18 protein-coding genes and 2 tRNA genes are annotated in these 21,495 nt (G+C 43.2%); 17 read left to right on the forward strand and 3 right to left on the reverse strand.

Translation table 11 applies throughout. The features are described 5' to 3' along the window. Positions 1–6 precede the first annotated feature (6 nt). From ftsH to F9817_RS05175, 15 genes are all read left to right on the forward strand, one after another. The gene (gene ftsH, locus F9817_RS05105; RefSeq protein WP_161153881.1) at positions 7–2,004 is read left to right on the forward strand and encodes an ATP-dependent zinc metalloprotease FtsH; all 1,998 of its coding nucleotides are present in this window, start codon (positions 7–9) and stop codon (positions 2,002–2,004) included. Between the two features lie 77 nt (positions 2,005–2,081). Next, a complete protein-coding gene (gene folP / locus F9817_RS05110) occupies positions 2,082–2,933 on the forward strand; it encodes a dihydropteroate synthase (RefSeq protein ID WP_161153882.1) in 852 nt (283 codons plus the stop codon). An 11-nt stretch (positions 2,934–2,944) separates the two neighbouring features. After that, positions 2,945–4,285 (forward strand): phosphoglucosamine mutase, encoded by a 1,341-nt coding sequence (gene glmM, locus F9817_RS05115; RefSeq protein ID WP_161153883.1) that lies wholly within the window; start codon positions 2,945–2,947, stop codon positions 4,283–4,285. A gap of 335 nt (positions 4,286–4,620) precedes the next feature. Continuing rightward, entirely contained in the window at positions 4,621–4,995 is a 375-nt protein-coding gene (gene secG, locus F9817_RS05120; RefSeq protein ID WP_161153884.1) for a preprotein translocase subunit SecG, read from the forward strand. A gap of 26 nt (positions 4,996–5,021) precedes the next feature. After that, a tRNA-Leu gene (locus F9817_RS05125) sits at positions 5,022–5,104 on the forward strand. A 54-nt stretch (positions 5,105–5,158) separates the two neighbouring features. Further along, positions 5,159–5,235 (forward strand) — tRNA-Met (locus tag F9817_RS05130). 205 nt (positions 5,236–5,440) lie between these two features. Then, positions 5,441–5,896 (forward strand): ribosome maturation factor RimP, encoded by a 456-nt coding sequence (gene rimP, locus F9817_RS05135; protein WP_161153885.1) that lies wholly within the window; start codon positions 5,441–5,443, stop codon positions 5,894–5,896. Positions 5,897–5,914: 18 nt separating this feature from the next. Next, positions 5,915–7,402 (forward strand): transcription termination factor NusA, encoded by a 1,488-nt coding sequence (gene nusA / locus F9817_RS05140; protein WP_161153886.1) that lies wholly within the window; start codon positions 5,915–5,917, stop codon positions 7,400–7,402. 23 nt (positions 7,403–7,425) lie between these two features. Continuing rightward, positions 7,426–10,137: a translation initiation factor IF-2 gene (gene infB, locus F9817_RS05145; protein ID WP_161153887.1), complete on the forward strand. Its 2,712-nt coding sequence runs from the start codon at positions 7,426–7,428 to the stop codon at positions 10,135–10,137. A gap of 97 nt (positions 10,138–10,234) precedes the next feature. Continuing rightward, positions 10,235–10,630, forward strand: coding sequence for a 30S ribosome-binding factor RbfA (gene rbfA / locus F9817_RS05150; RefSeq protein ID WP_161153888.1), 396 nt, complete (start codon positions 10,235–10,237; stop codon positions 10,628–10,630). After that, the gene (gene truB, locus F9817_RS05155) at positions 10,630–11,571 is read left to right on the forward strand and encodes a tRNA pseudouridine(55) synthase TruB (RefSeq protein WP_161153889.1); all 942 of its coding nucleotides are present in this window, start codon (positions 10,630–10,632) and stop codon (positions 11,569–11,571) included. Before rbfA ends, truB begins: the two co-directional genes overlap by 1 nt. 133 nt (positions 11,572–11,704) lie before the next feature. Next, entirely contained in the window at positions 11,705–11,974 is a 270-nt protein-coding gene (rpsO, locus tag F9817_RS05160) for a 30S ribosomal protein S15 (RefSeq protein WP_161153890.1), read from the forward strand. Positions 11,975–12,258: 284 nt separating this feature from the next. Then, on the forward strand, positions 12,259–14,397 hold the full coding sequence (pnp, locus tag F9817_RS05165) for a polyribonucleotide nucleotidyltransferase (RefSeq protein WP_161153891.1): 2,139 nt from the start codon (positions 12,259–12,261) through the stop codon (positions 14,395–14,397). Between the two features lie 235 nt (positions 14,398–14,632). Continuing rightward, complete coding sequence (gene nlpI, locus F9817_RS05170; protein ID WP_161153892.1) at positions 14,633–15,559, forward strand: lipoprotein NlpI; 927 nt, start codon at positions 14,633–14,635, stop codon at positions 15,557–15,559. 157 nt (positions 15,560–15,716) lie between these two features. After that, positions 15,717–16,094 carry a MarR family transcriptional regulator gene (locus tag F9817_RS05175; protein ID WP_161153893.1) on the forward strand — a complete coding sequence of 126 codons (378 nt, stop codon included), beginning with the start codon at positions 15,717–15,719 and terminating at the stop codon, positions 16,092–16,094. Positions 16,095–16,184: 90 nt separating this feature from the next. Here the strand turns inward: F9817_RS05175 and F9817_RS05180 are convergent, their stop codons facing one another. The 3 genes from F9817_RS05180 to F9817_RS05190 all read right to left on the reverse strand — a co-directional run bounded on the left by F9817_RS05180 (position 16,185) and on the right by F9817_RS05190 (position 20,244). Then, entirely contained in the window at positions 16,185–17,063 is an 879-nt protein-coding gene (locus F9817_RS05180) for a U32 family peptidase (RefSeq protein WP_161153894.1), read from the reverse strand. A gap of 15 nt (positions 17,064–17,078) precedes the next feature. Then, the gene (gene ubiU, locus F9817_RS05185; RefSeq protein ID WP_161153895.1) at positions 17,079–18,092 is read right to left on the reverse strand and encodes a ubiquinone anaerobic biosynthesis protein UbiU; all 1,014 of its coding nucleotides are present in this window, start codon (positions 18,090–18,092) and stop codon (positions 17,079–17,081) included. 94 nt (positions 18,093–18,186) lie between these two features. After that, positions 18,187–20,244, reverse strand: a complete 2,058-nt coding sequence (locus tag F9817_RS05190) for an EAL domain-containing protein (RefSeq protein WP_161153896.1) — start codon at positions 20,242–20,244, stop codon at positions 18,187–18,189. A 187-nt stretch (positions 20,245–20,431) separates the two neighbouring features. Here F9817_RS05190 and ubiT point away from each other — a divergent pair, with 187 nt between their 5' ends. Both ubiT and F9817_RS05200 read left to right on the forward strand, forming a co-directional pair. After that, positions 20,432–20,959, forward strand: coding sequence for a ubiquinone anaerobic biosynthesis accessory factor UbiT (ubiT, locus tag F9817_RS05195; RefSeq protein ID WP_161153897.1), 528 nt, complete (start codon positions 20,432–20,434; stop codon positions 20,957–20,959). Further along, positions 20,943–21,449 (forward strand): GNAT family N-acetyltransferase, encoded by a 507-nt coding sequence (locus F9817_RS05200; RefSeq protein ID WP_161153898.1) that lies wholly within the window; start codon positions 20,943–20,945, stop codon positions 21,447–21,449. Before ubiT ends, F9817_RS05200 begins: the two co-directional genes overlap by 17 nt. Positions 21,450–21,495: the final 46 nt, after the last annotated feature.

A 21,495-nucleotide genomic window follows, 5' to 3' on the forward strand; every position in this document is an offset into this window, starting at 1 on the left:
GACACCTTGAGTGACATGGCAAAAAATTTAATTCTTTGGTTGGTAATTGCAGTTGTTTTAATGTCTGTGTTCCAGAGCTTCGGTCCTGGGGATAGTAACGGAAGAACAATCGATTACACCACATTTGTACAGGAAGTTGGCCAAGGCCAAATACAAGAGGCTCAATTCGATAATAGCGAGATTACATTCACTCGTCGGGGCGGAAGTACACGTTACGTTACATATATGCCAGTGTATGACCAAAAGCTTCTTGATGATCTCATTAATCAAAATGTGAAGGTTCAGGGTACTCCACCTGAAGAACAAAGCCTGCTAGGAACTATTTTCATCTCTTGGTTCCCAATGATTCTACTGATTGGTGTTTGGATTTTCTTCATGCGCCAAATGCAGGGCGGTGGCGGCAAAGGCGCTATGTCCTTTGGTAAAAGTAAAGCACGTATGATGAGCGAAGAACAGATTAAGACAACGTTTACGGATGTTGCTGGCTGTGATGAAGCGAAAGAAGACGTGAAGGAGCTGGTCGATTATCTACGTGATCCAAGCCGCTTCCAAAAACTCGGTGGTAAGATTCCAACGGGTGTGCTGATGGTAGGTCCTCCTGGTACAGGTAAAACTTTGCTAGCTAAAGCTATTGCTGGTGAAGCGAAAGTACCGTTCTTTACTATTTCAGGTTCAGATTTCGTAGAAATGTTCGTTGGTGTTGGTGCATCTCGTGTACGTGACATGTTCGAACAAGCGAAAAAAGCGTCTCCATGTATCATCTTTATCGATGAAATCGATGCTGTAGGTCGTCAACGTGGCGCAGGTGTTGGTGGTGGTCACGATGAACGTGAACAAACACTAAACCAAATGTTGGTTGAAATGGATGGTTTCGAAGGTAACGAAGGTATTATCGTTATCGCTGCAACTAACCGTCCTGATGTTCTTGACCCAGCTTTGCTTCGTCCTGGACGTTTCGACCGCCAAGTTGTGGTGGGTCTTCCAGATGTTCGTGGTCGTGAGCAGATTCTTAAAGTACATATGCGCAAAGTTCCGCTAGCGGGTGATGTTGAACCATCACTGATTGCTCGTGGTACTCCAGGCTTCTCTGGTGCAGATCTTGCGAACTTAGTTAACGAAGCAGCATTGTTCGCGGCTCGTGGGAATAAACGTAATGTTTCTATGGTCGAATTTGAGTTAGCAAAAGATAAAATCATGATGGGGGCAGAACGCCGTTCTATGGTTATGTCTGAAGAAACCAAAGAATCGACTGCTTATCACGAAGCTGGCCACGCGATTGTTGGTCGTTTGGTTCCTGAACATGATCCGGTATATAAAGTATCCATCATTCCTCGTGGTCGAGCGCTTGGTGTTACTATGTATCTACCCGAGCAAGATCGTATCAGTATGTCTAAGCAAAACTTAGAGTCGATGATTTCGAGCTTGTATGGCGGTCGTTTAGCAGAAGAGTTGATTTACGGTGTTGATAAAGTCTCCACTGGGGCATCAAATGATATTGAGCGTGCAACTGATATTGCACGTAAGATGGTAACCCAATGGGGTTTCTCAGATAAGTTAGGTCCAATGCTTTACGCTGAAGACGAAGGCGAAGTGTTCTTAGGTCGTAGTGTGACACAAACCAAGCACATGTCTGATGATACTGCAAAATTGATCGACGATGAGGTTCGTAAGCTTATCGACAGCAACTACGAACGTGCGCGCCGAATCTTGGTTGAAAATATGGATATCATGCATGCAATGAAAGATGCATTGATGAAGTATGAAACTATCGATGCAGGTCAGATTGATGACTTGATGGCACGTAAAGAAGTGATTCGTGAACCTGCCGGTTGGGCTGATCATGTTGCCAGTGCGGCGAAAAAAGACGCTGACACTGCAACAACAGTTGAACAACCAAAAGCGGAAGCATCTGAACCAGCACAAGCTCCAGAGGAAAGCAAAGATACGAAGCCTCAAGAGTCTGCTGATGAAAGTACAGATAAAAAAGACTCAAACGCGGAATAGTCGTGTTTGAGCAGTAAAGACGAAACCCCGATTTATTCGGGGTTTTTCTATATATTAGGAATTATTCTCTTAGCATTATGAACATTCAGACTCCATCGAAAACTCTAGAACTCGATCGCCCACATGTCATGGGTATTTTAAATACCACGCCAGACTCTTTTTCAGATGGTGGCAGTTATACCGACCTAGAAAAAGCACTGTCACATGCTAAAGCGATGATTGAGGCGGGCGTTTCGATTATTGATATTGGTGGTGAATCAACACGCCCAGGCGCACCAGAAGTTTCATTAGAAGAAGAATTGCACCGTGTAGTGCCTATCGTTAAGGAAATTCGTCAGTTCAATCAAGATGTATGGATTTCAATCGATACAAGTAAAGCGGAAGTGATGAAACAAGCCATAGAAGCGGGTGCAGATTTTATCAATGACATACGTTCACTGACCGAGCCTGGTGCGTTAGAGGTGGTGGCCAAGGCACAGGTTCCTGTATGTATCATGCACATGAAAGGTCAACCTAAAACAATGCAAGTGAACCCACAATATGATGATCTTATGCAAGAAGTCGATTCGTTCTTGCAAGAGCGCATTGCTGCTTGTGAAGTTGCGGGTATCAAACGTAGTAATATTGTTGTGGATCCTGGATTTGGATTTGGTAAGTCTATTGACCATAATTATCAACTGCTTGCTAATCTTGAAAGTTTTCACCAATACGGATTACCAGTATTAGCGGGCATGTCGCGTAAATCTATGGTGTTTAAATTACTGAATAAGAAGCCAGCTGAGTGTGTGACAGCGAGTGTCGCTTGTGCCACTATTGCGGCAGAAAAGGGCGCTCAAATTATTCGTGTGCATGACTTTGAGCAAACTTTAGAGGCAATGAAAGTTGTTGCAATGACAAATAAAAATAAACAAATCGCTAAAAATAGTTAAGGGTGATCGATATGTCTCAAGAAAGACGTTATTTCGGTACTGACGGTGTGCGTGGTCATGTTGGTCAATACCCAATTACACCAGATTTTGTACTCAAACTTGGTTGGGCGGCTGGCCGTGTGTTAGCAAAACAAGGTACGCGCAAAGTCATCATCGGTAAAGATACTCGTATTTCCGGTTATATGCTTGAGTCAGCACTGGAAGCGGGGCTCGCTGCCGCTGGACTCAAAGCGATTTTTACTGGGCCAATGCCAACTCCAGCAGTAGCCTATTTAACGCAAACATTTCGCGCCGAAGCGGGGATTGTGATTTCAGCATCGCATAACCCATACCATGATAATGGTATTAAATTCTTCTCATCTGAAGGGACTAAGCTCCCAGATGAGGTCGAATTAGCTATTGAGGCTGAACTGGACAAAGATATCGAATGTGTTGAATCTTCGATGTTAGGTAAAGCGTCTCGTTTGGTGGATGCTGCAGGCCGTTATATCGAATTTTGTAAAAGTACTTTTCCTCACCGTTTGAGCCTATCTGGTTTAAAAATAGTAGTGGATTGTGCGCACGGTGCTACCTATCACATTGCCCCTAATGTGTTTAAAGAACTCGGCGCTAATGTTATTGCGATGGGCGTTGAACCTAATGGCGTGAATATCAACGATGAAGTCGGTGCTACTGATGTGAGAGCGTTACAAAAACGCGTCGTAGAAGAGCAGGCTGATTTAGGGTTAGCGTTTGACGGTGACGGTGACCGTCTAATCATGGTTGATGCACTTGGTGAAAAAGTGGATGGCGATCAGCTGGCCTATATTATTGCTCGTGATGCATTGCGTCGTGGCTCGCTGAAAGGCGGCGTGGTCGGGACTCTCATGACCAACCTTGGCATGGAAAATGGGTTGAAACAGCTAGGTATTCCATTCGCTCGAGCTGCAGTTGGTGACCGTTATGTAATGGAAAAACTGTTAGAAAAAGGGTGGAATATCGGTGCTGAAAACTCTGGGCATATTATTTTGCTTGATAGCGTGACAACGGGTGATGCGATTGTGTCAGGGTTACGTGTCTTGACTGCTATTGTCGATAGTGAAATGCCTCTTCATGAGTTAACTAAAGGTATGACGCTCTATCCACAAGTATTAGAAAATGTTCGTTTCAGTGGTAACTCCAATCCTCTTGAGGAACCCGCAGTGTTAGCTGCTGTTGCTAAAGTGGAACAAACATTAGCGGATAAAGGTCGAGTACTCTTACGTAAGTCAGGTACCGAACCACTCATCCGCGTTATGGTAGAAGGTGAAGACGCTGAACTGGTACAACAATCAGCATTAGATATTGCTCAGGTTGTTAAAGAAAGCTGCTAACGCTGATTTTTCCTAGCCCAGACTCAAAGGCCTGGGCTGTTAATGAACTGTGTTGGTGATTTTGAACATCGGTTTTTGTTAAAGCAGCAGGTTGTTGGTAAGAGAAAGTGACCATATTACTTATGCTTATCGATAAAACTGTTGTTTGATTGATTGTTTTGACTTTTTTTTAATCATTTAAACGGTAAGAGGATAGTTTTTAGCAAATTATCCTTGTCAGTTGAGTTTGCTTTGGTTAGTATTGGCTCCGCCTTCAATAAGGAGGCCGCTAGCCTTGTTCGAGTCACTTGATTAGGACGGCGCTGGCTCAACAATTTGGAACATAGGTGGATGTTATGTTTACAGCTCTACTTGTGATTTACCTGTTGGCAGCGGTTGGTATCATTGGCCTAGTGTTGATACAGCAAGGTAAAGGCGCAGACATGGGAGCCTCATTCGGTGCTGGTGCGTCAAACACAGTGTTTGGTTCCAGTGGCTCAGGTAACTTCCTTACCCGAATGACTGCAATATTTGCATTGATTTTTTTAGTCGCTAGCTTGGTGTTAGGTAATTTATCAACCAACAAAGCAGAGTCTAAGTGGGTTGACCCTTCACAAGGTCAAGCACAAACAACAACGACTACTGTTGAACAAGCTGACGATACTGCAGCGAAAGCTGCGAGTGAAGTTCCCGCTGAGAAGAAAAGTAACAGCGACGAAATTCCTCAATAACTTATCGTAAGATAAGTCAGGTTTATGCCGAGATGGTGAAATTGGTAGACACACTAGCATGAGGTGCTAGCGCTTCGGTGTGGGGGTTCGAGTCCCCCTCTCGGCACCATGTTTACAAACTTGTAAATCATACTGTTGTGCGTATAATGCATAGCAAGTCGGACGCGGGGTGGAGCAGTTTGGTAGCTCGTCGGGCTCATAACCCGAAGGTCGTTGGTTCAAATCCGGCCCCCGCAACCAATTTCCTCTAGGTTTGGATGCAAGTTTGGCAGTGTTAACCTCACTGCAATTGAGAAGATTCTTCTCAATTTATCAGGGTCCAGCATCATAAAACCCCGGCTTTCGGGGTTTTTTGTTATCTGAATTTTATGAAACAAATTCAGGTTCTTGCTTGGAATTTAAATTGGGCTCTAAGCCCTTTTTTTGTTTCTGGAGTGGTTAAAAAATGACTGGTTTAGAGAGACAACTTACCGAATTGCTTGAAGCTCCAGTTGAAGCTTCAGGTTATGAACTAGTTGGATTGGAATTTGTTCGTGCAGGACAGCACTCGACATTACGTATCTTTATTGACCACGAAAACGGCATCACAGTTGATGATTGCGCAGAAGTGAGTCGTCAAGTTAGTGCAGTGCTGGATGTGGAAGATCCGATATCAGTAGCTTATAACTTGGAAGTGTCTTCTCCAGGTATGGAAAGACCACTATTCAAAGCAGCGCATTATGAGCAGTTTACTGGTCACGAGGTCAGCATCGTTCTTAAAATGGCTGTAGGTAACCGTCGTAAATGGAAAGGTATCATTGACTCTGTTGATGGCGAGACCGTTTCGATTACTGTAGATGGGCAACAAGAACACTTTGCGTTAAGTAATATCGCAAAAGCTAACCTGATCCCTAAATTTTAAGTCTTAGAGGCTATAAAAATGAGTAAAGAAATTTTAGCGGTTGTAGAGGCGGTTTCTAACGAGAAAGCCGTACCTCGTGAGCGTATTTTTGAAGCGCTTGAGATTGCTTTAGCGACATCAACAAAGAAAAAGTACGAAATTGAAATTGACGTACGTGTTGCCATCGATCGTAAAACGGGTGAGTTTGATACTTTCCGTCGTTGGTTAGTGGTTGATGAAGTAGAAAACCCCACAAAAGAAATTTCTGTAGAAGCGGCTCAATTCGATGACGATAGCATCGAATTAGGCGATTACATGGAAGAAGAGATTGAATCTGTTACGTTTGACCGTATTACGACTCAAACGGCTAAACAGGTTATCGTTCAAAAAGTTCGCGAAGCTGAACGTGCACAAATCGTTGAGCAGTTCATTGATAATGAAGGTGAACTAGTAACTGGTGCGGTTAAAAAAGTAAACCGTGATACCATTATTTTGGACCTTGGTAATAACGCAGAAGCAGTGATTCTTCGTGAAGACCAACTTCCACGTGAAAACTTCCGCCCAGGTGACCGTGTACGTGGTCTATTGTACGCAGTACGTCCTGAAGCGCGTGGTTTCCAACTATTTATTACACGTTCTAAGCCCGAAATGTTGGCTGAACTATTCCGTGTAGAAGTGCCTGAAATTGGTGAAGAACTCATCGAATTGAAAGGTGCGGCACGTGATCCGGGTTCTCGTGCGAAAATCGCAGTGAAAACCAATGATAAACGTATCGACCCAGTAGGTGCTTGTGTTGGTATGCGTGGTGCACGTGTACAAGCTGTATCTGGCGAGCTAGGCGGTGAACGTATTGATATCGTTCTTTGGGATGATAATCCAGCTCAGTTCGTGATCAACGCAATGGCTCCTGCTGATGTAGCGTCTATCATCGTAGATGAAGATGCTCACGCAATGGATATCGCAGTTGAAGCTGATAACTTAGCTCAAGCGATCGGTCGTAATGGCCAAAACGTTCGTCTAGCCTCTCAATTGACAGGTTGGGAATTGAACGTGATGACTGTAGAAGATCTACAGAAAAAACATCAAGAAGAATCGATGGCAGCAATCGAAAACTTCATGAAGTATCTAGATATTGAACAAGACTTCGCTGAACTTCTAGTTGAGGAAGGTTTCTCAACATTGGAAGAAGTCGCGTATGTACCAGTAAATGAACTACTGGAAGTAGACGGCCTTGATGAAGATCTTGTTGAAGAGCTGCGCAGTCGTGCAAAAACAGCGCTTACAACTATCGCGCTAGCACAAGAAGAGTCTTTAGAGGGCGTTGAACCTGCAGAGGATTTATTGAATCTGCAAGGCCTTGAGCGTGAATTAGCCTTTAAACTCGCTGCCAAAGGTGTTGTAACTCTGGAAGATCTTGCAGACCAAGGTATCGATGATTTAGAGGGAATTGAAGGCCTAACCGAAGAGCGTGCCGGTGAGTTAATCATGGCTGCCCGTAACATCTGCTGGTTTGGTGAAGACGCATAATTTCGGCAAGGGGAGGAAGCGGCATGACACAACTAACAGTTAAAGCACTGAGTGATGAAATTGGTACGCCAGTTGACCGCTTATTAGAACAACTTGCTGAGGCAGGTATGCCTAAATCTAGCTCGGATAGCGTGACTGAAGGTGAGAAACAGCAACTTCTCAGCTATTTACGCAAAGGGCATTCTGACGGGGCAGGTTCAGAGCCAACCCGTCTAACACTACAACGCAAAAAACGCAGTACTTTAAGCGTGAATGCCGGTGGTGGTAAAAGTAAAAATATTCAGGTTGAAGTGCGCAAAAAACGTACGTATGTTAAGCGCAGCACAATTGAAGACGAAGCGAAACGTGAAGCTGAAGAAGCAGCTAAACGTGAAGCTGAAGAAAAAGCAAAACGCGAAGCTGAAGAAGCAGCAAAACGTGAGGTTGAGGAAAAAGCCAAACGTGAAGCTGAAGAAAAGGCGAAGCGAGAAGCAGAACTAAAAGCGAAACGTGAAGCTGAAGAAAAAGCGAAACGTGAAGCTCAAGACCAAGCGAAACGTTCTCTTACTGATGAAGAAAAAGCTCGTCAGCAAGAAGCACGTCTAGAAGCCGAAGAGCTGAAGCGTCGTCAGGAAGAAGAAGCTAAGCGTAAGGCTGAAGAAGAAAGCCAGCGTCAGCTTGAAGAAGCACGCAAATTGGCAGAGAAAAACGAAGCGCGTTGGTCTGCTGAAGAAGAGAAAAAGGGTGATATGGAAGAGAAAACAGATTACCACGTGACAACTTCACACTATGCTCGTGAAGCTGAAGATGAGGCAGACCGTCGCGAAGAGGGTGGTCACCGTCGTTCTACGAAATCAAACAAGAAGAAAATGTCTTCTCGTGACGATCGTCAAGAACGTGGCGGCTCTCGCACACGTGGCGGCAAAGGTGGTCGTAAAGGCCGCATGAATAAGCCATCTTCAATGCAACAAGGTTTTGATAAATCAGCTAAAGTAGCTAAATCTGATGTTGTCATTGGCGAAACTATCGTTGTGTCTGAGCTGGCTCAAAAAATGTCTGTTAAAGGCACTGAAGTCATCAAAGTGATGATGAAAATGGGTGCGATGGCAACGATTAACCAAGTAATTGACCAAGAAACAGCACAACTTGTCGCTGAAGAAATGGGTCACAAAGTTATTCTGCGCAAAGAAAACGAACTTGAAGAAGCTATCATGAACGATCGTGATTCTTCTGCGAAAGCCGTATCTCGCGCACCAGTTGTTACCATCATGGGTCACGTTGACCATGGTAAAACATCGACACTTGACTACATTCGTCGTACACACGTTGCTTCTGGTGAAGCTGGTGGTATTACACAGCACATTGGTGCTTACCACGTGAAAACACCTAACGGCATGATTACGTTCCTTGATACTCCTGGACACGCGGCGTTTACGTCAATGCGTGCTCGTGGTGCTCAAGCGACAGATATCGTTGTTCTTGTTGTTGCTGCAGACGATGGTGTAATGCCACAAACAATCGAAGCTATCCAGCACGCGAAAGCGGCAGGTGTACCTTTGATTATTGCTGTGAACAAGATTGATAAAGAAGGTGCTAATCCAGATAACGTTAAGAACGAACTGGCTGCATACGATGTTATTCCTGAAGAGTGGGGCGGTGAGAACATCTTCGTTCACATCTCTGCTAAACAAGGAACTAATATTGACCAGCTTCTAGAATCGATTCTTCTACAAGCAGAAGTTCTTGAGCTAAAATCAGTAGCAGATGGAATGGCATCTGGTGTGGTTATCGAATCTCGTCTTGATAAAGGTCGTGGTCCGGTTGCTACAGTCTTGGTTCAATCAGGTACTCTACATAAAGGCGATATCGTTCTTTGTGGTCAAGAATACGGTCGTGTTCGTGCTATGCGTGATGAGCGCGGTGACGAAGTGACTGAAGCAGGTCCATCAATTCCTGTAGAAATTCTTGGTTTATCTGGTGTTCCAGCAGCTGGTGATGAAGCAACTGTTGTACGTGATGAGCGTAAAGCGCGTGAAGTAGCGAACTACCGTCAAGGTAAATTCCGTGAAGTGAAACTGGCTCGTCAGCAAAAAGCTAAACTAGAGAACATGTTCTCTAATATGGCTGCTGGTGATGTTGCTGAGTTGAACATTGTACTGAAAGCTGACGTACAAGGTTCGGTAGAGGCAATTGCTGATTCACTACGTAAGCTTTCTACAGAAGAAGTGAAAGTGAACATTGTTGGTTCGGGTGTTGGTGGTATCACTGAAACTGATGCAGTTCTTGCAGCAGCTTCAAATGCGATCATCGTCGGCTTCAACGTTCGTGCTGATGCATCAGCTCGCCGTACTATTGAGTCTGAAAACCTTGATCTTCGTTACTACTCAATCATTTACCAATTGATTGATGAAGTGAAACAAGCGATGAGCGGTATGCTTGCACCTGAGTTCAAACAAGAAATCATTGGTCTAGCTGAAGTTCGTGATGTCTTCAAATCTCCAAAACTTGGCGCAATCGCTGGTTGTATGGTGACTGAAGGTATGATCAAACGTAATAACCCAATTCGCGTTCTACGTGAAAACGTGGTTATTTACGAAGGCGAACTAGAATCACTACGTCGTTTTAAAGATGATGTACAAGAAGTGAAGAACGGCTACGAATGTGGTATCGGTGTTAAGAACTACAACGATGTACGCGTAGGCGACCAGATCGAAGTCTTCGAAACTGTTGAAATTCAACGTTCTATCGACGACTAAAAACACTATAATTGCTCGTAAGGCAATATAGGTTGTTGAATGCACCATGGGGGGCTGGGAAACCATCCCCCCATTCTTTCTGTAAGTGAGAAAAGATATGCCAAAAGAATTTAGCCGTACTCAACGAGTGGCGCAGCAATTACAAAAAGAGCTCGCGATGATTCTGCAACGTGAAGTTCGTGACTCCCGTTTAGGAATGGTGACGATCTCTGATGTAGAGGTTTCGCGTGATCTTTCTTACGCAAAAGTATTCGTAACGTTTCTTTGCGTAGGTGAACAAACACCAGAAACTTGCCTTGCTGCTTTACGTGAGCATGAAGCTCATATTCGTATGATGCTAGGTAAACGCATTCGTCTGCGTTTGACTCCTGAAATTCGTTTCTTCTACGACTCTACTTTGGTTGAAGGTATGCGTATGTCTAACCTTGTTTCTGATGTAGTGAGCGAAGATAAACGTAAACAATCTGAGTCAGGCCGCGGGGACGAAGAGTAATGGCAAGACGACGTAAAGGTCGTGCAGTCAACGGCGTAGTACTACTCGATAAACCAACGGGTATTTCATCTAACGACGCACTGCAAAAAGTAAAACGCATTTATTTTGCTGAGAAAGCAGGACATACCGGTGCTCTCGATCCTTTAGCTACAGGTATGTTGCCTATTTGTTTGGGTGAAGCGACCAAGTTTTCTCAGTTTTTGCTTGATTCCGATAAACGCTACCGCGTTATTGCTAAGTTAGGTCAACGTACTAATACGTCTGATTCTGATGGTGAAGTGGTTGAAACGCGTCCTGTTAACGTGAATCAAGACGATTTATTACGTCACATTGAGTCATTTCGTGGCGAAACCGATCAAATCCCTTCAATGTTTTCAGCATTGAAATATCAAGGTCGTCCGTTATATGAATATGCTCGTGAAGGCATTCAAGTGCCTCGTGAGTCACGTAAAATTACCGTTTACGATATTCAGTTACTGCGTTTTGAAGGGGATGAAGTCGAGATGGAAGTGCATTGTTCTAAAGGCACTTACATTCGAACGATCGTAGATGATCTCGGTGAATTGCTTGGCTGTGGTGCTCATGTCATTTATCTGCGTCGTACCGGCGTAGCCAATTACCCATATGAGCGCATGGTTACTCTTGAGCAACTTAATGAGTTACTTGAGCAAGCCCAGCAGCAGGATATTCAACCAAAAGAGCTACTGGATCCTTTATTATTACCAATGGATACCGCAGTACAAAATTTACCTGAAGTGAACATGATTCCAGAGTTAGTGGATATGGTTCAGCATGGTCAGTCTGTACAAGTCTCTGGAGCCCCGTTAGAAGGTCAGGTTCGGATGACTGGCGGTGAGGAACGTTTGTTCCTTGGCGTTGGTGACATTGACGATGATGGCAAAGTAGCACCAAAGCGTTTGGTCGTGTATTCACGCGACTAAGTTAATGGCATGCGATAACATTGGATATCGCTTGTCGGCGTGAGTTTTATTCTTTATAATTCGCGCTTCTCGTGTCGGCTGAATCAGAGATTGGCTGGCACACCTTGTAAATATTAACTCTTAGGAGAAAATTATGTCTCTGAATGCAGAAACTAAAGCAGCAATCGTTGCTGATTACGCACGTGCTGAAGGCGATACTGGTTCACCAGAAGTTCAAGTAGCTCTACTAACAGCTTCTATCAACCACCTACAAAATCACTTTAAAGAGCACAAAGGCGATCACCACAGCCGTCGTGGTCTTCTACGCATGGTTTCTCGTCGTCGTAAACTTCTAGATTACCTAAAAGGTAAAGATCTAGGACGCTACCAAGACCTAATCAAACGTCTAGGCCTACGTCGCTAAGATCAGTTTGTTTGAAAAAGGGGCCTCGTGCCCCTTTTTTGTTATCTAAATTTGGCACAACTTAGGGTAAGTAGTTTATACTACCCGCCATTCAGCAAGATGAATTGTTGAATAGAAAAATGACTCACTGCATAGCTGTCACCTTAGTCGACCAAGTGGTCGCGGCTATTAAAAAGTAGATTGATATTGGGTTTATGCCAGTCTCTTTTTACTAGTCGCGATGAGCGATGCTGTGAGTTTTCAATGAATTATCTAGAGATATTCTCTAGAGACAAGGAATACTCATGTTCGAAAAACCAGTAGTAAAAACATTTCAGTACGGTAACCATACCGTTACTTTAGAAACAGGTGTAATGGCTCGCCAAGCAACGGCAGCGGTTATGGCAACAATGGACGATACGTCAGTATTCGTTTCAGTTGTTGGTAAAAAAGAAGCGGTTGAAGGCCAAGACTTCTTCCCTCTAACAGTTAACTACCAAGAGCGTACTTACGCTGCAGGTAAAATCCCTGGTGGCTTCTTTAAGCGTGAAGGTCGTCCTTCTGAAGGCGAAACACTAACTGCACGTCTTATCGACCGTCCAATCCGTCCGCTTTTCCCAGACGGCTTCAAAAACGAAGTTCAAGTTATCGCAACAGTTGTATCTGTAAACCCTGACGTACAACCTGACATCGTAACTATGATTGGTACTTCAGCTGCTCTAGCTATCTCAGGTATCCCGTTCCATGGTCCTATCGGTGCTGCACGTGTTGGTTTCATCAACGATCAACTTGTATTGAACCCAAGCCAAACTGAACTTGAAAACTCTCGCCTAGACCTTGTTGTTGCTGGTACTGAAAGTGCAGTTCTTATGGTTGAATCTGAAGCAGACGTTCTTTCTGAAGAACAAATGCTTTCTGCAGTAGTATATGGCCATGATCAACAGCAAACTGTTATCAAAGCAATCAACGAATTCGCAGCTGAAGTTGCTACTCCAGCATGGGAGTGGGTTGCACCAGTTGAAAACACTGAATTGAAAGCAAAAATTGCTGAACTTGCTGAAGCTCGTTTCGTTGATGCGTACCAAATCACAGATAAAATGGCTCGTTACGAGCAAGTAGGTAACATCAAGTCTGATGTTGTTGCTGCGGTTGTAGCTGAAGACGAAACTATCGATGAAAACACCATCAAGAACATGCTTGGTTCTCTAGAGAAGAAAGTAGTTCGTGGTCGCATCATCGCTGGCGAAAAACGTATCGATGGTCGTGAAAAAGACATGGTTCGTGCACTAGATGTTCGCACAGGTGTTCTTCCTCGTACTCACGGTAGCGCGTTGTTCACTCGTGGTGAAACTCAGGCAATGGTAAGTGCAACACTTGGTACTCAACGTGATGCGCAAATCATCGATGAGCTAACAGGTGAGCGTAAAGACCACTTCTTACTGCACTACAACTTCCCTCCATACTGTGTAGGTGAAACTGGTTTTGTTGGTTCACCAAAACGTCGTGAAATTGGTCACGGTCGTCTAGCAAAACGTGGTATTGCAGCCGTAATGCCTTCTGTTGATGAATTCCCATACACAGTACGTGTTGTGTCTGAAATCACAGAATCAAACGGTTCATCTTCAATGGCTTCTGTATGTGGTTCATCTCTAGCACTAATGGATGCTGGTGTGCCAATTAAAGCTTCTGTTGCAGGTATCGCAATGGGTCTTGTGAAAGAAGGTGATGATTTCGTTGTTCTTTCAGACATCTTGGGTGATGAAGACCACCTAGGTGACATGGACTTTAAAGTAGCAGGTACTTCTAACGGTGTGACCGCGCTACAAATGGATATCAAAATCGAAGGTATCACTAAAGAGATCATGCAAATTGCGCTTAACCAAGCACAAGGCGCACGTATGCACATCCTATCAGTAATGGATCAAGCGATTGCTGGTGCTCGCGATGATATCTCTCAATACGCTCCACGTATCCACAAAATGAAGATCAGCACTGATAAGATCAAAGATGTTATCGGTAAAGGTGGTGCAGTGATTCGTCAGCTAACTGAAGAAACTGGCACAACGATCGAAATTGAAGAAGATGGTACCATCAAGATTGCTGCAACTGATGGCGATCAAGCGAAAGATGCGATTGCTCGTATCGAACAGCTGACCGCTGAAGTTGAAGTGGGCAAAATCTACACTGGTAAAGTTGCACGTCTTGCAGACTTTGGTGCATTCGTTACTGTTCTTCCTGGTAAAGATGGTCTAGTTCACATCTCTCAAATTGCTGACAAACGTGTAGAGAAAGTGTCTGACTACCTAACTGAAGGTCAAGAAGTGAAAGTGAAAGTACTTGAAATTGACCGTCAAAACCGTATTCGTCTAAGTATGAAAGAAGCGGTAGAAAAACCAGCAGAAGAAGCACCAGCAGCAGATAACGCTGAGTCTAAATCTGAATAAGGTTTTGGTTTAGGTAGCAATGCGAATTTCGCATTGTGCCCCTAAAGCATGATATAAAGGGAGCATGACGCTCCCTTTTTTTATGAGTAATCACACGGGAAGTTTGTCATACTGTCGGAATACTGGTTAGGCTATTGATCAGCAATACAATGTCTAACTATTTACCATGAATTATTAAGCTAACCTTGGTATCTCTGAGGTTGGTATTATCGCGGGATAACAGGAGTATTTATCTGTGAAATGGTTTCGTACCGCAACGGTGGGGATCGCACTGCTACTTATAGCTGGCTGTGTATCACGTAACTCACATCAAGCGCAGTGGGTATATCCACCAATGGCTATTCCTCTGCAACACTCAGTACAAGATGAAGTGCAGATAGCAAGACTCACTCAATTATTACAACGTCAAGATTTGAGTGATAAAGTACGGACCAGAATGCTTAATGAACGTGGTGAAGCGTACGATAACGTTGGCCTGCAAGATCTTGCGCGTCTGGACTTTGCTCAATCGATCTCAATTGATCCTAAGCAGCCGGAAGTGTTTAATCTGCTTGGTGTTTATTATACGGGTGTTGATCAACATGATGCCGCTTACGACTCGTTCGATACTGCGTTAGAAATGGATCCGAAAAACCTATTTGCGCTGCGTAATCGAGCGGTTGCGCTTTATTATGGTGAACGGCCAGAGTTAGGCTTGGAAGACATGCATAAGCTGGATAAACAGCAAAAGAATGATCCTTTCAATGCACTTTGGGAATACATCATGCAATATGATTTAAATCCAGCTAAAGCCAAGCAAGATCTCGAAGCCAAATACAGTGTTCATACGGATCAATGGGGCTGGACGATTGTTGCTTTGATGCTTGATGAAGTCTCTGAGCAAAATGCTTTTGAAACGATCTTACAGCAGACTCACGATAATGAACTACTCGCTCGTCGTTTAACCGAAACGTATTTTTATCTAGGTAAGCGGTATCAATTAAACGGTGAATTGGCCCATGCAATTTCACTGTATAAATTGGCGATTTCGTTTAACGTTTATGATTATGTTGAACACCGTTACTCATTCTTGGAATTAGAGCGAATTTACAAACACGTAAGGGATGCTCAAGAAGCTGAAAATAAAGCACAAAAATCAGATAAAGAGTCTGATCAAGCATGAAGATAATGACATTGTGATTGACTATTGGAAGGCGACTCTATAGAGTCGCCTTTTTTATATGGGTGCCTGATTATTGAGCAGTCTAGTCATTGTATGATGTTTGATTGGAGCGTTGGTAATCTGGTGGTATCAGCATTGAACATTCAATGAGTTTGACATGAACTTAGAACAGCTAGAGCGTTTTTCTGCCAAGGTACGGCGCAAGCATGTCACGGAAGATCCAATTTCCCATTTAACGTTTGAAGAGTACGATCAACTAAGAACACTACAGAATGAAGGTCATGCCTTTACTGTAGCTGAGGTTAGCTCTCTTCTTGACGTTTCTCCTGATCAGGCAACTGAGTGGGTGGAACGTTTTATTAGTCGTGAGTTATTAGTTTGGCGAGGTCAAAACGCCTCTCTAGAATTAACCGAACAAGCGTCAGAATTACTATCTAATGGTAGTAAGGTTTATGCATTAATGGCTTTAGAAATGACCGATCGTATGTCTGATGAAGAAGCCGTATTTCTGGATACTTTATTGCATAAGTATTAGGTAGGCCATGATGAGGAAGTTTTATGCGTCGTTATACTTGGATATATCCAGTGCACGACACATGGCATATTAACTTCCCCATATGATGCACTATTCGTTAAACGTTTTTAGCCCAGCGAGTTGGTGCCAATAGCCATTGCATTCTCTGTTCTCTAGGGGAACCGGGTTCTCGCCATGCTCGTTCGCTTTAAATTGTTCTAGTGATTGAAAAGTTTCAACACCGAGTGGGCTAAGCCTGACCACATCCACTAATCCTTGCATATGTGTCACGTCATTAATTAGGTTATAGCAATACCCGGATTGGGTTTGTATACCGTTGAGGTTAAAGACGCATTGCCCCTCTTGGCTATCGACCGGCAATCCTGTGGGGTATTTTATACAGCAAGTTTCGCACTCATCTTTGGCTCGGTTTTCTGCTCGAGCAGTAAAACAACGCGCTGAATAAGCGAGGGGGAGGTAGCCGTGGCTAAATACCTCTATTTCGAAATGATGACGAATATTCAGTTCATCACACTGATTTAATGTATTTATTAGCCAGTCACGAGACAGTTCAACTGGCATACACCAACGTACCATACCTTGCTTAAGTAATAGTTTAAGCGCGTGAGCATTATAAGCATTAACGGCGGGGCCAACAGTAAAAGGGATGTGCTTTTCACTTGCGAGTTGCACTGCTGCCATATCATTTGCTTCAATCGAAAAGTCACCATTCTCGATATAGCGCTTCATTTCATTGATTTCACTCGAAGATTCAAGTAATGCCATAGTCGATAGCACCACTTGTTTCCCTGCATCTGAAAGAGATTTGGCTATCTCAAGCCAATCTTGAGCTTTGATTGAGCGACGTTTAGAACAAACAGTTTCTCCCAAGTAAATAATATCAGCGGCTGAGGATTCAGCCTTGAGATAAAACTGCTCCACATCTTGCTTAGGCCAAAAGTAGAGTAAAGGGCCAAGGGCATATTTCATGGTTGTTCTCCGATATTATTGCCATTTACGGTGATAAGCACCAAGAGTGGTTTGAACCCCTTCTGATACATTGGCAAGCGTGTTATTCCATTGTTGTACTACTTGGTATTTTTCTGGCGAGGAAAGGTAGCTATCAATGGCTGAGCGCCAAGTCTTCGTTACTTGTTCCACATAAGCGGGACTACGTTGGCGCCCCTCAATTTTCACCGACGCTATATTGGCTTTAAATAACTCGGGTAATACGGATAAGGTATTGAGACTTGTTGGTTCCTCTAGTGCATGATAGCGTTTATTTTGTCCCTCAATTTCTGCAATAAAACGCCCTTTACATAGGGTCGGATAAGCAGCATTTTCACCATGAGAGTAGTGATCGATAAGAACTTCATTCAGCCTAGATTCAAGTCCGGTTTCTGTTTCCTGCCAACGGACATATTTTGCGGGTGAGCAAGCACCGACAGTGTTGGGAGATTCACCGGTTAAGTAAGAAGATAAATAACAACGACCTTCCGACATAATGCAGAGGCTGCCAAAAGCAAAAACTTCTAACTCTACGTTGTTTGGAATGGTTTTAGATAGTTGTTTGACTTGATGGATGGATAAAACACGCGGTAATACTACACGTTTGATATTGAAATTTTGATGATAAAATTCGATGGCTTTGGTATTAGTCGCTGAAGCTTGTACTGATAAATGAATATCAATATGTGGGTAATGATTGGAGATGTAATCCAATAAAGCGATATCCGCGACGATAAGCGCATCAATGCCTAAATTCGCTGCTTGATCGATAGCCTTGGTCCAACGATCGAATCGATCTGGATGCGCAAATGTATTGATCGCAACATGCAGTTTTTTACCGTTATCTTTCACATAATTAACCGCTTTTTCTAGCTTTTTACCGGCAAAATTTAATCCTGCAAAATGGCGGGCATTTGTGTCGTCTTTAAAGCCGATATAAACCGCATCAGCGCCACAATCAATCGCTGTTTTAAGGGCGGGTAAGTTCCCTGCTGGGCATAGTAATTCCATTATTTAAGGACTTTTGTGTCTAAATATCGGTATTTTATGGAGAATGCTATGAGTGGAATTTGATATAAGGCAGGTTTAGTTCATTCTAAAGTGCTCATAACCCTTTTATGTGATGCACGTTTTTAATGAATAATTCCTCAACCTCATTTTTAGGTAAAGGGCGATAAAAATGAAAACCTTGAATAGTGTTGCAGCTTAAATTGGAGAGTAAGGTAGCTTGTTGCTGTGTTTCAACACCTTCGGCAACCACACTTAGCTCTAATGATTTACCCAGATTGATGATGTTCTCGATGACAGTGACCTGCTTAGGCAATGTATCGATATCGTTGATAAATTCGCGGTCAATTTTCAGTTCATCGAGTGGGAAGCGCGCAAGATAGGCTAATGATGAATAGCCTGTACCAAAATCATCAATGGATAGCGCAAAACCTAATTGTTTAATCGCATTAAGCATTTGCAGAGTATGCTTACTGTCACTCATGACTGCCGTTTCGGTTAATTCAAAGGTGATCCAGCTTGGATCGACGCCGGTGATGTTTACCTGTTTATCTAGGTATTCGAGCAGACGTGTATTGCCAAACTGCTCTGGTGAGAGGTTGATCGCGACTCGACCGGGTAAAATTCCTTGTTTTTGCCAATGCTTAACGGTGGTGAATACTTCTCGGATGACGACTTTACCTAAGTGCTCGATGAGTCCGGACTGTTCGGCAACTGGGATAAATGCTGAGGGGCTGATATAACCTTCAACAGGATGCTTCCATCTCACTAATGCTTCAGCACCGTTGATACTGAAATCACGTGCGCTAACCTTTGGTTGATACCAAACTTCAAGACCATTTTGCATCAATGCTTTTTGAAGTTCTATTTCCAACCAAAGCCTGGTTCTAGCTTCTTTGCTCATTTGATTGGTATAGACGACCAACCTGTTACGACCACGAGCTTTTGCTTCGTACATGGCCGTATCCGCATTTTGCAATAGTACTCGAGCACTATTACCATTTTCTGGATAGCGAACACTACCTATAGAACAAGACAGATGTTTTGAAAAGTGCTGTAAGTCAAATGGTTGGTTGATCAAAGAAATAATGCGTTCGGCTAAAGCTTCTTCGGCATTACTGTATTCTGCATTTGGCCAAATAATCGCAAATTCATCAGCACCTAAATGTCCCAATATAGCTTGAGTGGGGAGCAGCCTTTTGAGCCGTGCAGCCACTTCACGAATCACTTTGTCTCCCACGTGGTGACCTAAAGAATCATTAATGTTCTTAAAGTTATCGACATCAAGGTAGAGCATCACAAAGGGAGTTTTGGTTTTGATGTACTGTTCTACGCGTTTGGTGAATCCCAAACGATTGTACTGTTCGGTAAGAGGATCAATGTGGACATCCAAAGGCTGAGGATAATCGAAGGTATAGCTACTAGGACTCGTCGTATCTTGTATTAGCACTATCTGTGAGCGATTGCCCCACAGTACTGTCCAAGCACTAGTCAATCGTAGTGTGCGTTCTAGTCCACATCGGATACTGGTTTGGCAGAGTTGTGTTTGGCCTGCCATCATTGAAGAGTGTGCAGTAACGGGTAAGCCCGTTTTTTTATCCAAAAATAATTTGGAAAACTCTTCTCCTAATAATACCGTTACGTCTTCGAAACCTAGTTGCTGAACAGCCACTGGGTTGGCCGAAATAATAGTGTTGTTTTCTACTAAAAGCACGCCATCGGTAAGAATGGAAGAAAGTGTCAAAAATTTACGCTCAGATTCATCTAAAGATTGAAGGAGAGCCTGTTTCTCTGACGTATCAAATGCTTGAAAAATTATAGATTCAATATCATCCCCATTATTAAGTGGGCTGACTGAAATAAGAAAGGTGCGATTGCCATTAATATGTTGAATCTCTATTTCTTTTTCAACGTACTCTCCTTGAAACGCAAGTTCATACAAAGGTTGCAGCGCTTGATAGTACTCCTCTCCAAGTACAGAGTGATCATCTTGTCCTATGAGTTGGTCAATCGGTTGCTGTGCAATGTCTGCATAGCGCTGACTCACGATCACATAGTGGTGTTGGCGATCGAGAACAGCGAAAAAACACGTACGATTTGACGTCAATTTAGAAAACCAATGCTGCAAATTGTCTGAAAATGTTTGAGCAGACATATTATTACCAACTATTAAGAATGATATTCCGTTAAATATTACAAAATATGAGATGTACGCTCTATAAATTTGGTGTATCAAAACTGAGTGCTCAGTACTATGTGTTTATTTTTTGATACGTAACAGAATGTATGTTTAAAAACTGCCCTAGTATGTAGCAATGTTTTCTACATTACGGGTTACTTTAGTGATTAACAAGATACGAGCACAATTAGTGCAAAATGCGTCTTCAATTTTGCGACCTCCTATGCATTTCATTCCGCAAGTTGTTCAGAAAAAAATCATGTTAGACAGTCTGTTATTGGTTTTTAAAGAAGCTCTAGAGGATGGAGACTTTGAATTTTTGACTGATAAATGGCTAAAAGTAGAAATTAAAGATATGCAATTACGTTGGTTTATTAGTTACCAACACGGCAGACTTGTGATTGTGAATAAAAGTGTGCAAGATGACGTGAGTTTTAGCGGGGATCTAAATGACTTAGTCTTAATTGCTGGGCGTAAAGAAGACCCCGATACGCTTTTCTTCCAACGCCGCCTTATCATAGAAGGGGACACGGAGTTAGGTTTAGAAGTAAAAAACTTGATGGACAGCATCGATTTTGAACAATTACCAAAGCCGATGCAAATTTTACTTCACCAATTAGCAGATTTTGTGCATAAAGGCATGTCTGTCCCAAATACCGAACACGAGGTTATACATGCTTATTCGAACTGAAGCTCCTGCCGATATCTTGTCGATTGACCGTCTACTTAAAGAGACGTTTGAGACGGAAGCAGAAGCCCAGCTGGTGATGTCATTACGAGAAAATGGTCATTTCACCTTATCTTTGGTGGCATGTACAGATGAAGGTGACGTTATTGGCCATGCTGTGTTCAGTCCTCTCCATATTGATGCTGAAGAAAGCAGTTGGCAGGGGATTGCGCCTATTTGTGTTAAACCTGAATTTCGCCATCAAGGTATTGGTTCTCAGTTGATCCGTGAAGGGTTAGATTCTTTATCTGAACTTGGTTACCCAGGGTGCATTACGTCTGAAAACAGTGAGTTCTGGTCACAACTTGGTTTCACAACTGATCCATCATTGAGTGTGGCAGGTAATGAGACTTTGGTTTGTCAAATCTTAACATTGTGGGAAGATCATACGCCAAACCCAACTGGTGCGATTAAGTTCGGCGTTGAGTTCGACCATTACTTATCTGCTCAATAAAGATTATTTGTCCGCAACAAGGTAATGAGCGCTTGAGTCAGTGATA

Origin of the sequence: Vibrio eleionomae (assembly GCF_009874545.1) — a bacterium.
In the GTDB taxonomy this organism is placed as follows: Bacteria; Pseudomonadota; Gammaproteobacteria; order Enterobacterales; family Vibrionaceae; genus Vibrio; species Vibrio nitrifigilis.